Source organism: Shewanella eurypsychrophilus, assembly GCF_007004545.3.
Classification (GTDB): Bacteria; Pseudomonadota; Gammaproteobacteria; order Enterobacterales; family Shewanellaceae; genus Shewanella; species Shewanella eurypsychrophilus.
Map to the genome: position 1 here is coordinate 2,428,185 of NZ_CP045503.2, position 12,360 is coordinate 2,440,544.

Here is a 12,360-nt window from a genome sequence, read left to right on the forward strand (position 1 = left end):
AACCTTCTTGTGAATAATCCAGTGTAGATAATGGAATGGACTCATCCCCTTTTAATCGGCCTCGTAATGGGCCAGGATCTATTTGGCCAGAAAAAAGCCGCAGTTTCATTTGCATGAAGCTACGGCTTATTATCATTATTTCGCTTTAGAACATTTCAACTCTAGTTGCGTTATTTACAGTACCTGAGCCAAACACTATTCTTGCAACTTAGCCAGGCAAGCTTAGTCAGCAATCAGCTGATATTCATTGCGCAGAATATCGATGATCTCTTGTTTAGGGTTTTCGCTGATAACTAACTTCTCACCGATCACTTTTTCTGCAATGCCGATGTACGTGTTGGAGATATCCATCATCACTGATTGTGGTAGCTTGTTGTCTGCAGCGAGTGCGAAACGCTCTGGCATACGCTCCTTGTTCAGCAGGATATCGGCATCAGGGAAGTGGTTGAGTAACCACTGTCTAAAGCCCTCTTTCGATTTTTCGATTATCTGGCCATCGCGGTGTGCTGGCCCATCCCAGATGCGTGAGCTATCTGGAGTGCCCACTTCATCCATGTAGATAAGCTTTTCTTTACCGTCGGCGCCGTTGACATAACCAAATTCAAATTTAGTATCGATAAAAATCTGATCTTGCTCGGCCAATGCATCGCTGATAACGCTAAAGCCTTCTTTGAGTAGCTTCTCATAAAGATCGATATCTGATTTAGCATGGAAATTAAAGCCTTCCAAGTGACGCTCAAGATCACCGCGCGATACGTTGACATCATCGGCTTCTGGTACGCCTTCAAGACCAGTAAGCACACCTTTGGTTGAAGGGGTGATTAACAGCTCTGGTAATTTTTGATCTTTTTCAAGGCCTTCTGGTAGCGTGATACCACAGAATTCACGTTCACCTTTGGTATAAGCACGCCACATAGAGCCTGTGATGTACTGTCTTGCAATCGCTTCAACCATGACAGGTTGGGCTTTTTGCACAATCCAAACAAATGGGTGCGGAACATCTAGAATATGACTATCGGCTAAGCCTTTCTCTTTGAATAGTTTAAACCAGTGATTTGATATGGCGTTTAGTGCAGCGCCTTTACCAGGTACACCGTTTAAGCCATTTTCCGCTTGCCAGATACAATCGAATGCCGAGATCCGATCGCTGATCACCATAATTGCCAATGGGGTATTTGTTGGGACGTCGTAACCTTTCTGTTCGATTAGACGGGCACTATCTTCAGCCGTTAGCCAATAGACACTGCGAACCTTACCTGAATGAACTGGCTTATCTGTACGGATAGGCAGGTCATCATTTACTGCTAAAACTTTGTTTGAATTATTCATAGGGTATTTTATTATGGTCAATGTTATTGATTGCTTTTATAAGCGTTAGTGAACGGCAGAAGTGTAGCAGAACTTACATTTTGCAACACTATGTTAAAAGGAGAATTGAGTGTTTTTGGTGGCGTTTCACTTGAAATTACCGACTTCCTTAATTCTAGTTATATGCATAGTTCATAAGGTGTTACTCAAACCTAATTCAAACTTAACTTAAGCTTAAGTTGTGCAGTCTTGATTGGTTTTATCAAATATTGAGACTTGGGAGATGCTCGATTAACATGACAGAGTAAAAGTACAAGGCTTTTCTCGCCTTTTAAGTTAAGCCTGCTATTACTATAGGTAGAGAGATGGCGTTTCCACACAGCGCCAACATCGACAGCAGGGAGCTGAATGACCCCTTGAGTGGCAAACTAAGCTGGAATAACCCAAATCAACTTTCACTAAGAACCGTGAATTCTCGCATGGAATTGGTGATTATTCGCTTATCTGTATGTTTCATCCTCTTATGTTATTTTCTGGCATCCCAATTGTCATTTTCTGCTGAAGCATTAAAAAATCAACCACTTCATCCTAGTCCTGGTAATAAACCCGTAGTGTTTGTTACCAGTGTTTACGCGCCTTATGTGATAAATGCTGATGGTGTGGCCAGCGGTATGTTTCCTGATATCGTCACCGCTGCTTTTCGTGAAATGGACCATTTGGTTCAATTTCAATTTCAACCTTGGGTTCGTGGTGAATTGTCAGTTAAGTCAGGGGCAGCATTTGCGACATTTCCCTATTTGAAAACAGGGGCAAGGGAAAAGGAATTTGATTTTTCTGAGCCGGTGTTGTTTTTTTATCCAAAATTTTTTTACAGTACTAAACAATTTCCTTATGGATTCGAATGGGAGACATTAGCCGATTTTAAACAGTACCGTGTCGGGGGCGTGAGAGGTTACTGGTATGAAGCAAACTTTATTGAGGCTGGTATAGAAGCGCAATATGTCACTTCAGATAAACAAAATATTGAAATGTTATTGCTACAACGTATCGATTTTACACTTATTGATGAGTTGGTCGGTTGGAATTTGATCCGTGAAACTGCTCCGGAGCAACTTGCTACCTATGCAGTGGCCAGTAAACCACAAAGCAGTGATGCATTTCATTTGATGATTTCACGAGATTACCCCAATGCTAAGATGCTTAAACTGACTTTTAACTTAGGTTTATTGAAGATTAAGCAGAAAGGGATTTACCAGCAGATCCTCGGAAGGTATCACGTGACTTCAGAATACGCGACGCCTTAAACTCTTCAGAAAGAATCATTCTGATTTCTCTCCAGAATCCTGATAAAAACTAATTATATTGTCCACTTCACCAGAGTCTTTCAATCTAGAAATTGCTTGATCAATTTTGTGTTTTACCTCTTCGTTGACAGTATCGCTATAGGACAGATGGATTGGATAGGGAGGGATGATGCTTGAAAAATCGATGAGTTTAAAGTTTTTGCGCTCTAAGTCTGTTTGGCTAATGGTATATAAAGCGCGTGTTTTCATTGCGATAAATGCGATTCCACGACTATTTTCAACGGCTTTTAATGCACTTTCATGACTTTTTACTGTCACTGTTTTTATCTGACCTGTCTCTATGTATTCATCAAGTCCAGGGTAGTGAAAACCATTTAAGATGATCACAGTTTCACCAAAAAGAGCTTCTATGGAGTAGAGGTTAAAATGTCTATTGGCCTTGACGACTAATACGTGGGAGACATCAAACAGTTTCTCTTTAGAGAGGATTCGACTCTGAATCGCCATTTCTGTTTCATCTTGCCAAGCTGGAGAGCCATAACTGACCCATAAAGGGTACTTCCCCGCATGCATGGTGCGAATATAACGCATAAAGGGGTAGGCTTGCTCAGTGAGTGTGATATCTAGATCTTGCACCGCTTGAGATAGAATATCGGTAACTATGCCTTTGTTAGTCTTGTGGATAATTTGAAAAGGCTCAGCTTGGGATGAGATCGACAGATAAGTGAGCGGCTGAGCGCTGGAAGGTAAAGTGAACAAAACAATAAATAAAATGAAAAAGGCGCGCAGCATTACTAACTCAGTTAATCCATTATCTGTATAACTATTCTATTACGCAGAAATGATAATAGACAGTTTGAGGTTGAAAAACTTTCAATTTTACCCGAAGTATAAACAGTAACATGCTCCTCTTTTTACTGACTATGTAGCACCAGCTCTACGGGAAACGATAAGCTGAGAGAGTTAACGCTCTGATTGTCTCAGGTAGAAGCTAATAATTTGCTCTATTCTGCCCGACTCTTTCATAGACACTAATGCCTTATCAATTTCTTGCTTGGTTTTTGCCTTAACGCCGTCACTGTAGGAGAAATGAATCGCATAGGAGGGAATGATGTTAGAAAAATTGATGAATTTAAAGTGAGATGGCGTAAATTTATCAACTTTAATGGAATACATTGCTCTTTTCTTCATGGCTATAAATGCTACTGCTCTACGATTTTCAATAATCGCGAGTGCTCTTTTATGGCTACTCACCTCAATATGCTCAATTTTATGATCAACTAGATATTGATCCAATCCTGGGTAGTTAAAACCAGTCAGTGTGACAAGGGTGACATCAAAAAGGTCATCAATAGAATTGACTCTAAAATCTGAATCATCTCTGATGACTAATACATGGGTCACATCGAATAGCTTTTCATGAGAAAGGTTTTTACTTTGAATGCTGAGTTGAGCAGGCTCTTTCCACGCGGGCGAACCATAGCTGATCCAATTTGGATGTGTACCTTTATGCATCATTCGAATGTATCGAGTAAAAGGGTAGGCATAGTAGTTAAGTTGGATGTCTGAGTCAGATACTGCTTCGGTCAATATATCTGTGATAATGCCTTTATTAGCATGTCCTATTATTTGGAAAGGTTCTGCTTGGGACGAAATGGTAAGATAAGAGAGTTCATCAGCCTGATTTTCTATGGGCAGAAGGATGAGGAAAATGAAGGTTAGGATTGGATAATGTCTATAGAGCACTCTTTGTCGTCCTACAACTATGTCCCTAACACAGTATAGTTCGGTAATGTTTTGTATGGTAAATTTGTTTTCTATAACAAAATATACCGCGAAAGGCGCAATAACAAGAGCAAACCTCTGCTCTTGTTATCGTAAATAAATCAGTTTTATTCCCCGACAGCTTCCTTATGGCGCTGCATCAAGTTATTGGTAATATCACTCATGCTCAGCTCTTGATCTTCGAGTAATACCAGCAGGTGATAGATAAGATCGGAGGCTTCATCAATCAGCTCAGGCTTATCGTTAGTAGCCGCAGCAAGCGCAGTTTCCAGACCCTCTTCCCCCACCTTCTGTGCGATGCGCTTGGTGCCACGTTCGAACAGATGCGCCGTGTAACTAGATTTTGGATCGTCACCCTTGCGTGAAACGATAAGTTGGGTGAGGTTATCGATAAAAGGGTGAGCATTGCCATCTGGCCAGCAGCTTTCACGCTCAAGGTGGCAGGTCGGCCCATTAGGAATGACTTGGACCAGTAAGCTATCGTTGTCACAGTCTTTATCTATGGCGATTAATTCAAGCGTATTTCCAGATTCTTCGCCCTTAGTCCAGAGACGCTCTTTTGAGCGGCTGAAGAAGGTGACGAGCTTAGTCTCTAACGTTTTTTCTAGTGCAGCCTTGTTCATATAGCCAAGCATTAATACTTTACCAGTGAGGTGGTTTTGTACCACTGCTGGGATCAAATCATTTTGCTTTTGCCAATCTAGCTGGTCTATTAGAGTGCTACTTAACTTTTTTGTAGTTGTCATGTCGCTTCCTACTGCAGTCGCAGGTTAAGTGTAAAAGTTAACGCTGTAACTGCAAAAAATGGGTTAACAGCGGATCGCAATATTTTGCTTACCAAGGTATGTTTTAAGTGCTTGAATATCTATGATCCCTTTATGGAACACACTAGCGGCCAAAGCGGCATCGACTTTTGCAATTTCGAATACCTCTTTAAAATGCGCCATGGTGCCGGCGCCGCCAGAGGCGATAAGCGGCACGTCACAGATCTCTCGCACTATGGACAGTTGCTTTAAGTCATAGCCCTGACGTACACCATCTTGGTTCATCACATTGAGAACGATTTCACCGCATCCACGTTTTTGCACTTCCTGGACCCAATCTTGGGTAAACCATTGGGTGTCCTTAGTTGCGGCTTCATCTCCGGTAAACTGTTTGACCTTATAGCTATCTGATTCGCTATCATAATAAGAGTCGATACCGATAACGATACATTGACGGCCAAATTCATCTTGTAAGCGTTCGATTAAACTCGGATCGCTAAGGGCCGGTGAGTTAATCGAGATTTTATCCGCACCAAAGGCCAGCTTTTCACGGGCTTGCTCTATGCTTCTTATTCCACCTGCGACGCAGAAGGGGATATCTATTTGCTCTGCAACGCGGCTCACCCAAGACTTGTCGATAACCCTGCTATGGGCACTGGCAGTAATATCATAAAAAACCAGTTCATCGGCGCCTTCTGCGGCATAACGTGCAGCCAATGGCACGATATCGCCGACAACCTCATGGTTTCTAAATTGGACACCTTTTACGACTTTGCCATCTTTAACATCCAAACAGGGGACAATCCTTTTAGCGAGCATCGCTACCTCCAGATGTGCTGGCTACAGCATTATTTGGCCAACATTCAATGGCCTGTTCAACATTAAAGTTCTCGATGAGCAGTGCTTTGCCAATGATAATCCCATTGGCGCCACTGTCTCTCACGGCTGCGACGTCATTGAGTGTGGCTATGCCACCAGAAGCTTGCCAGTTAATGTCCGGATAACTGGATGAAATTTCTTGATAGAGTTCGTTATTTGCCCCTTTAAGCGTGCCATCACGACTAATATCGGTCACCAAGGCATGTTTTAATCCATAGGGTTTGAAGGCGTCTACCAAAGACTCGAGAGACTTGCCACCGCCACTTTGCCAGCCAGATACGGCGACGATCTTCTCGCCATTTTCATCAATATTGACATCCAAGGCTAAGCAGATGGCTTCTGGTCCATATTTTTCAAACCAGCTTTGTACCAGGGCTGTTTCTTTCACTGCAAGCGAGCCGATGACGACACGTTTTACGCCAATTTCTAGCAGCTCTGCCACTTGCGCTTCAGTGCGAATACCGCCGCCTACTTGAATGTTGGCATCGAGACCAGCAACCAGCTCAGCGATTAATCGGGTCTGGCGTGCATCGGGATCTTTAGCCCCGGTCAAATCGACAATATGTAACCAGTTGGCTCCTTGATCTTGATAAGATTTGAGTTGTGTCAGAGGCGATAAATCAAAGGTTGTTTTTTGATTATAATCACCTTGATAGAGGCGAACTACTTGACCTTCAATGAGATCGATTGCTGGAATGATCATGTTCTGTTCTCCCTATCTTGTTGCTGATTTAGTGCCCATTTTGCCTTGTTCAATGATTCGGTATCGAGTGCCAGAAAATTACTCAAAATATGCGAGCCAACTTCTGCACTCTTTTCTGGGTGGAACTGCACCCCCATAAAGTTATCTTTAGCGATGGCTGCACTAAAAGTTTCACCATATTCACAGGTTGCGATAGTAAACTCGCTTATTGCGGCTTTATAGCTATGGACGAAATACACATAACTACCCGCTTCTACACCTTTAAATAAAGGGTGTGATGAGGGACTAATTTGATTCCAGCCCATGTGAGGCAGTGGTTGACCTTGGCTATCAAGATCTGTGATTGATATCGGTATTAACCCTAAACATTCACAATCTGTCTCTGTACCAACTGTCTTGTTACTCGCGTCGCGTCCGCCTTGCTCTTTTGATTTCTCTGACATCATCTGCATGCCTAGACAAACACCCAACACCGGCTGTTTAAGATTTTGAATAAGCTCGACAAGTTGCTTACTCTTCAGTGAAGACATGGCGGCGCCTGCCGTGCCAACCCCAGGAAGTACCACACGCTGCGCTGCTTTGATGACCTCATGGTCATCACTGACGGAAACGTCATCGGTGAGACGCTCGAAAGCATAACGAACAGAACTTAAGTTAGAGCAGCCAGTATCAATAATCACGGTCGAGCTTATTGTCTTAGTTGCTGGACTCATAGCATACCTTTACTAGAAGGCAGCAAATCGCCTTCTACTTTTACTGCTTGGCGCAGTGTGCGCCCCAGTACTTTAAACAGGCTTTCGACCTTGTGGTGGTCATTTTCACCCTGTGTTGTTAGGTGCAGAGTACAACGAAGGCCATCAGAGAAAGAGCGGAAGAAGTGTGGCACCATCTCGGTGGCCATCTCGCCGACCATTTCACGCTCAAACTCACCGCTGAATTTGATAAATGGACGGCCGGACAGGTCTAGCAGGCATTCGGCGCTCGCTTCGTCCATCGGGATACTGAAACCGAAACGTGCGATGCCGCGTTTATCGCCGAGTGCTTGTCTAATGGCATCGCCGATAGCGAGTGCGGTATCTTCGACGCTGTGGTGATCGTCTATTTCAAGGTCGCCATCAACGTTCACGTCCATCTTGAAATTACCGTGGGTAGAGATCTGCTCCAGCATGTGGTCAAGAAAGCCGATGCCGGTTTCTATCTTGCCCCTTGACTGTGAGTCGAGATCAATTCCAACACGAATGTCGGTTTCTTTGGTGGTACGAACGACGTAAGCAACGCGTTGACGGCTTAATAGCTGTTCTGCAATATCATCCCAAGTAAGCTTGTCACGGTTATATTGTAAGCCTTTGATGCCCATCGCTTCGGCCAAGCCCATATCTGTATGGCGATCGCCGATAACTGCAGACTGAGTAAAGTCAACTTTACCGAGCGTTAGATAATCTTTGACTAAGCCTAATTTGGGTTTGCGACAGCTACAGTTTTCGTCATCAAAATGCGGACAAATAAGCACTGCGTCAAATTTCACACCCTGACTTTCTAAAATTTGCATCATCATATCTTGGGGCGCATCGAAGTCATCTTTTGGAAATGAGGGGGTGCCGAGTCCATCTTGGTTACTGACCATGACTAAGCGGTAGCCAGCGTCTTGAAGTTTCAGTAAGGCGGGGATGACTTTAGGCTCAAAAACTAATTTAGCTAAGCTATCGACCTGTTTATCGGTCACAGGCTCTTCGATGATAGTGCCATCACGGTCGATAAATAGAATTTTCTGTTTCATGCTCTTTCCACCTTAAATTAAAATCTTGTTTGTCTAATTATTAATATTTATTGGGTACAGTGAGTCTATTTAACCTGACTCGAATAGCTTGATAAGGTAGTCGGTCTGCTCATTATTAGTGAAACTAAAGCGAATACAGTGAGCCAGACGAGCGTCATTATAGGCTCTGGCGACCACGCCATTTTGGGCTAACAAATCTTGAACTTGGCTGACATTGTCAAATTGGGCTAACACAAAGTTGCCATTAGCTGGGAGTATCTTGGCACCATAGTTTTGTAAGGCATCACTCAAGCGTGCTCCGCATCGTTTTAGTTCACTGACTTGCTGCTGCATCAGCTTGATCCCCGCACGGCTTAATGCACTGGTAGCCAGTTCAGCAACAGGCAAGGGAACAGGATAGGGAGCGATAACCCGCATCACCATCTCGCAGATATTTGGGTTCGCTAACATGAAACCACAGCGCGCGCCTGCCAGTGAAAACGCTTTTGACAATGTTCTCAGTACGACTAAGTTGTCATATTTATTAATGAGTTCGGCAACGCTATATTCAGGACAAAACTCTATATAGGCTTCATCGACCACTACGATGGTATTGGGCAGTTGCGTGATCACTTGCTCAATGGATCTCTTATCGATAACCGTACCTGTCGGGTTATTGGGGTTACAGATAAACACCAATTTTGAGTTATCGACTTGTGCCACAATAGCTTCAGGCAGTTGGTAATCAGCAGTAAGACTCAGGGCGTTTACACCGACATTGAACGTCTGGGCACTGATAGCGTACATGCCATAGGTTGGTCCAAAACAGGCGATGGTGTCTTGGCCCGGTACACAGAAGGTGCGAATGAGTAGCTCAATCGCTTCATCGGCGCCTCTGCCTGTAATTATACTTTCCTGAGCAACGCCGCTGAAATCACTATAGGCTGAGATAAGCGCAGGCGGTTGGCACTCGGGATAGCGGTTAATGTTGGCTAGCGCGGCATTATTAAAAGGCGATTCATTGGCATTGATCCAAATATCTCCTTGTCCGCCAATTCGTCTGGCCGATTGATAGGGCTCTAGCTCAAGGAGCTCAGGGCGCACTAAGCGCTGAGCCAGCGTGTTGGGACTGTCTAAGCTCATGATGCTTTCCCTTCCTGTAAACTCAAGCTATCTAGGCGTAATTTTACTGCATTCTTGTGGGCATCGAGCTGCTCGGCGGCGGCTAAGATCATCACTGTTTCACCTAAGCCTAAAAGGCCATCGGCAGTGAGTTCTTGCACTGTAAAGCGGCGAGAGAAGTCAGCTAAAGATAGGCTGGATACTGCTCGACTATAACCATAGGTTGGCAAAACGTGGTTAGTGCCGCTAGCATAATCTCCAACAGACTCTGGGGTATATGCCCCAAGAAAGACCGAACCCGCTGCGCGGATAGAGGTCAACAGGTCTCGTGGCGTTTGGGTTTGAATGATTAGGTGCTCAGGGCCATAACGATTAGAGACTAATGCCGCTTCTTTCATGTCGCTAACCAATATAGTGCGACTAGATTCTAGTGCCTGCTGCGCGATATCGATACGCGGGAGCGCTTCAAGCTGACGGTTCAATGCCGCATTGACGTCATCGGCCAAGGCTGCACAGTCAGTAACCAGCATCACCTGTGAATCGGGTCCGTGCTCAGCCTGAGACAATAGGTCTGCGGCGATAAATTCGGGGTTAGCCTCTTTCTCAGCGATAAGCAGTACTTCAGAAGGTCCGGCTGGCATATCGATACTGACGACACATCGGCTGTCTTGTGACACTAATCTCTTGGCCTCAGTGACATAGCGGTTTCCGGGTCCGAAAATCTTATCGACCGCAGGTACAGATTCAGTGCCAAAGGCGAGGGCTGCAATAGCTTGGGCGCCACCGACCTGAAAAATCTCGGTGATCCCGCAAGCATTTGCTGCATAGACGATGGCATCGTTGATAGGCGGTGGGCTGACTAAAATTCGTTGCTCGCAACCTGCAATCTTGGCTGGCAGTGCTAACATCATCACCGTTGAGATAAGCGGTGCTGTGCCGCCAGGGATATAGAGACCCACTTTCTCGATGGCTTCAGATCTTAGCTCACAACGCACACCAACTTGGGTATCAACCGTGATAGGCTCAAATTGCTGGGCCAAATGAAATGACTCGATATTGTCCATGGCTTGCGCCACAGCCTGCTTGATATCCTCATTGACACGGCAGCAAGCTGCATCGATTTGAGCCGCTGATAGCTTTAGCTCAGTGAGACTCACGCCATCAAACTGCTGATTGTAAGCGATAAGTGCCGCATCTTGCTCCGTTTTAACCTTATTAACGATGACGGCGACATTTTTCTCTAAGCTTTCATCACCAACGAGTGGTGAACGGCTTAGGGCGTTTTTGCGCTCAGTCTCTGTTAAATTGTGCCAATTGAGGATCTGCATCTTTTTACCCCATCATCTTTTCAATTGGCATGACCAAGATAGAGCTAGCGCCGAGCTTAGTCAGTTCTTCCATGGTATCCCAGAACAAGTCTTCCGTGCTGACCGCGTGGATGGCGACGCGATTAGTATCATCGTTTAGAGGAAGTACTGTTGGGTTCTCTGCGCCAGGCAGTAGAGCGACAATTTGCTCGAGTGTTTCTGTGGGTGCGTGCAGCAGGATATACTTACTTTCTTTTGCACGAACCACGCCATTGATGCGAGAGAGAATTTTGTTGATCAATGCTTGCTTCGAAGGCTCTTGAGTCTGGGTTGACTGAATGATACAAGCGGTAGAGCTGTAAATAACCTCTGTTTCGTACAGGCCGTTAGCTTCAAGGGTTGCACCAGTTGACACAAGATCACAGATCCCATCGGCCAAACCCGCTCGCGGCGCAACTTCTACAGAGCCTTTTAACATACAGTCTGTATAGGTGATGCCTTTTTTCTGCATGTAGCGGCGTAGCAGATTAGGATAAGAGGTTGCGATACGTAACCCTTCGAGTGAGCTTGCATCTTCGTAGTTAAATTCGTTTGGCACGGCTAGCGACAGTCGACAAGCACCAAAGTCGAGATTTCGAAGCTTGATACAGCGTGATGGTTTATCGAGTCTTTCACGCTCAATTTGCTCCTCTTCAAGTACGTTTTCACCTATGATCCCTAAGTCGACCACACCGTCCATGACTAAGCCTGGGATATCATCGTCACGAACACGAAGTAGATCGATAGGCAAATTATCGGAATGAGCAATTAAGCGCTGCTCATTGATGTTGAATTTAACCCCACAGCTTCTAAGGAGCTTCATCGATTCTTTAGAAAGTCGACCGGATTTTTGGATGGCGATACGTAATCTGTTTGACTCTGACATGATGTAATTCCTATAAGTTGATTCAAATATCTTGTTTAATTTTTTATTCAGCTAATTTATATCTGTTTAAAATCAGCTGGCTAATGATAAAAACCGTAAAACGAAAAACCCCCGGAATTCCTTCCAGGGGTTTTTGATATTCTTGAATCAACCGCCGGAAGGATATAGTCCTTCGGCAGTGAGCTTCCGAAGGCTACCGCATATGATGGTGATGATGGATAGTGTTCAGAAGCTGTATCATAATCTTGTCTCTTTCTTGATTAATTGCTGAGTCTGATGACTCGAAACGATAATTCAGCAAGCCTATTCGCCTGCGTTACATTTAAACTAAACATTTTCATAAATGATTGCAACCACTAATTTCAGCGTATGAATATTCTTCAAGCATAAGTTATAACTCGGTTAAAATAACTCCCTAAAAGTTAGATTGTTTAGTCAGTAATTCAATCTGTTTATTAGAGTAGTGGCAAGGTATGTCATTTGGCTCGAGACTGCATTCAGACAATA

At 44.3% G+C, this 12,360-nt stretch carries 12 protein-coding genes and 1 other annotated feature; of the genes, 1 reads left to right on the forward strand and 11 read right to left on the reverse strand.

Going from position 1 to position 12,360, the window contains the following annotated elements; genetic code table 11:
- Nucleotides 1-222 precede the first annotated feature (222 nt).
- Nucleotides 223-1,329 (reverse strand): phosphoribosylaminoimidazolesuccinocarboxamide synthase, encoded by a 1,107-nt coding sequence (locus FM038_RS10295; protein WP_142870760.1) that lies wholly within the window; start codon nucleotides 1,327-1,329, stop codon nucleotides 223-225.
- Between the two features lie 344 nt (nucleotides 1,330-1,673).
- Here FM038_RS10295 and FM038_RS10300 point away from each other — a divergent pair, with 344 nt between their 5' ends.
- Nucleotides 1,674-2,612: a substrate-binding periplasmic protein gene (locus tag FM038_RS10300; protein ID WP_223293045.1), complete on the forward strand. Its 939-nt coding sequence runs from the start codon at nucleotides 1,674-1,676 to the stop codon at nucleotides 2,610-2,612.
- Nucleotides 2,613-2,627: 15 nt separating this feature from the next.
- Here the strand turns inward: FM038_RS10300 and FM038_RS10305 are convergent, their stop codons facing one another.
- The 10 genes from FM038_RS10305 to hisG all read right to left on the reverse strand — a co-directional run bounded on the left by FM038_RS10305 (nucleotide 2,628) and on the right by hisG (nucleotide 11,853).
- Complete coding sequence (locus FM038_RS10305; RefSeq protein WP_142870759.1) at nucleotides 2,628-3,404, reverse strand: substrate-binding periplasmic protein; 777 nt, start codon at nucleotides 3,402-3,404, stop codon at nucleotides 2,628-2,630.
- A 171-nt stretch (nucleotides 3,405-3,575) separates the two neighbouring features.
- A complete protein-coding gene (locus tag FM038_RS10310) occupies nucleotides 3,576-4,358 on the reverse strand; it encodes a type 2 periplasmic-binding domain-containing protein (RefSeq protein WP_142870758.1) in 783 nt (260 codons plus the stop codon).
- A 146-nt stretch (nucleotides 4,359-4,504) separates the two neighbouring features.
- Entirely contained in the window at nucleotides 4,505-5,143 is a 639-nt protein-coding gene (gene hisIE, locus FM038_RS10315) for a bifunctional phosphoribosyl-AMP cyclohydrolase/phosphoribosyl-ATP diphosphatase HisIE (RefSeq protein WP_142870757.1), read from the reverse strand.
- A 63-nt stretch (nucleotides 5,144-5,206) separates the two neighbouring features.
- Entirely contained in the window at nucleotides 5,207-5,980 is a 774-nt protein-coding gene (hisF, locus tag FM038_RS10320) for an imidazole glycerol phosphate synthase subunit HisF (protein ID WP_142870756.1), read from the reverse strand.
- Nucleotides 5,970-6,743, reverse strand: coding sequence for a 1-(5-phosphoribosyl)-5-[(5-phosphoribosylamino)methylideneamino]imidazole-4-carboxamide isomerase (hisA, locus tag FM038_RS10325; RefSeq protein ID WP_142870755.1), 774 nt, complete (start codon nucleotides 6,741-6,743; stop codon nucleotides 5,970-5,972). Before hisA ends, hisF begins: the two co-directional genes overlap by 11 nt.
- Nucleotides 6,740-7,456, reverse strand: a complete 717-nt coding sequence (hisH, locus tag FM038_RS10330) for an imidazole glycerol phosphate synthase subunit HisH (RefSeq protein ID WP_142870754.1) — start codon at nucleotides 7,454-7,456, stop codon at nucleotides 6,740-6,742. Before hisH ends, hisA begins: the two co-directional genes overlap by 4 nt.
- Nucleotides 7,453-8,520, reverse strand: coding sequence for a bifunctional histidinol-phosphatase/imidazoleglycerol-phosphate dehydratase HisB (gene hisB, locus FM038_RS10335; RefSeq protein ID WP_142870753.1), 1,068 nt, complete (start codon nucleotides 8,518-8,520; stop codon nucleotides 7,453-7,455). Before hisB ends, hisH begins: the two co-directional genes overlap by 4 nt.
- Nucleotides 8,521-8,589: 69 nt before the next feature.
- On the reverse strand, nucleotides 8,590-9,642 hold the full coding sequence (gene hisC, locus FM038_RS10340; protein ID WP_142870752.1) for a histidinol-phosphate transaminase: 1,053 nt from the start codon (nucleotides 9,640-9,642) through the stop codon (nucleotides 8,590-8,592).
- Nucleotides 9,639-10,949 carry a histidinol dehydrogenase gene (gene hisD / locus FM038_RS10345; RefSeq protein WP_142870751.1) on the reverse strand — a complete coding sequence of 437 codons (1,311 nt, stop codon included), beginning with the start codon at nucleotides 10,947-10,949 and terminating at the stop codon, nucleotides 9,639-9,641. The genes hisC and hisD overlap by 4 nt, the downstream gene beginning before the upstream one ends.
- A 4-nt stretch (nucleotides 10,950-10,953) precedes the next feature.
- Complete coding sequence (gene hisG, locus FM038_RS10350) at nucleotides 10,954-11,853, reverse strand: ATP phosphoribosyltransferase (protein WP_142870750.1); 900 nt, start codon at nucleotides 11,851-11,853, stop codon at nucleotides 10,954-10,956.
- A gap of 98 nt (nucleotides 11,854-11,951) precedes the next feature.
- Nucleotides 11,952-12,071 (reverse strand) — a sequence feature (His leader region).
- Between the last annotated feature and the right edge of the window lie 289 nt (nucleotides 12,072-12,360).

Excerpts from the sequence above, each read along its gene's own strand:
- hisIE (WP_142870757.1), bottom strand. The coding sequence starts at position 5,143 with ATGACAACTACAAAAAAGTTAAGTAGCACTCTAATAGACCAGCTAGAT.
- hisF (WP_142870756.1), bottom strand. The coding sequence starts at position 5,980 with ATGCTCGCTAAAAGGATTGTCCCCTGTTTGGATGTTAAAGATGGCAAA.
- hisH (WP_142870754.1), bottom strand. The coding sequence starts at position 7,456 with ATGAGTCCAGCAACTAAGACAATAAGCTCGACCGTGATTATTGATACT.
- FM038_RS10305 (WP_142870759.1), bottom strand. The coding sequence starts at position 3,404 with ATGCTGCGCGCCTTTTTCATTTTATTTATTGTTTTGTTCACTTTACCT.
- hisB (WP_142870753.1), bottom strand. The coding sequence starts at position 8,520 with ATGAAACAGAAAATTCTATTTATCGACCGTGATGGCACTATCATCGAA.
- hisA (WP_142870755.1), bottom strand. The coding sequence starts at position 6,743 with ATGATCATTCCAGCAATCGATCTCATTGAAGGTCAAGTAGTTCGCCTC.
- hisC (WP_142870752.1), bottom strand. The coding sequence starts at position 9,642 with ATGAGCTTAGACAGTCCCAACACGCTGGCTCAGCGCTTAGTGCGCCCT.
- hisG (WP_142870750.1), bottom strand. The coding sequence starts at position 11,853 with ATGTCAGAGTCAAACAGATTACGTATCGCCATCCAAAAATCCGGTCGA.
- FM038_RS10295 (WP_142870760.1), bottom strand. The coding sequence starts at position 1,329 with ATGAATAATTCAAACAAAGTTTTAGCAGTAAATGATGACCTGCCTATC.
- hisD (WP_142870751.1), bottom strand. The coding sequence starts at position 10,949 with ATGCAGATCCTCAATTGGCACAATTTAACAGAGACTGAGCGCAAAAAC.
- FM038_RS10300 (WP_223293045.1), top strand. The coding sequence starts at position 1,674 with ATGGCGTTTCCACACAGCGCCAACATCGACAGCAGGGAGCTGAATGAC.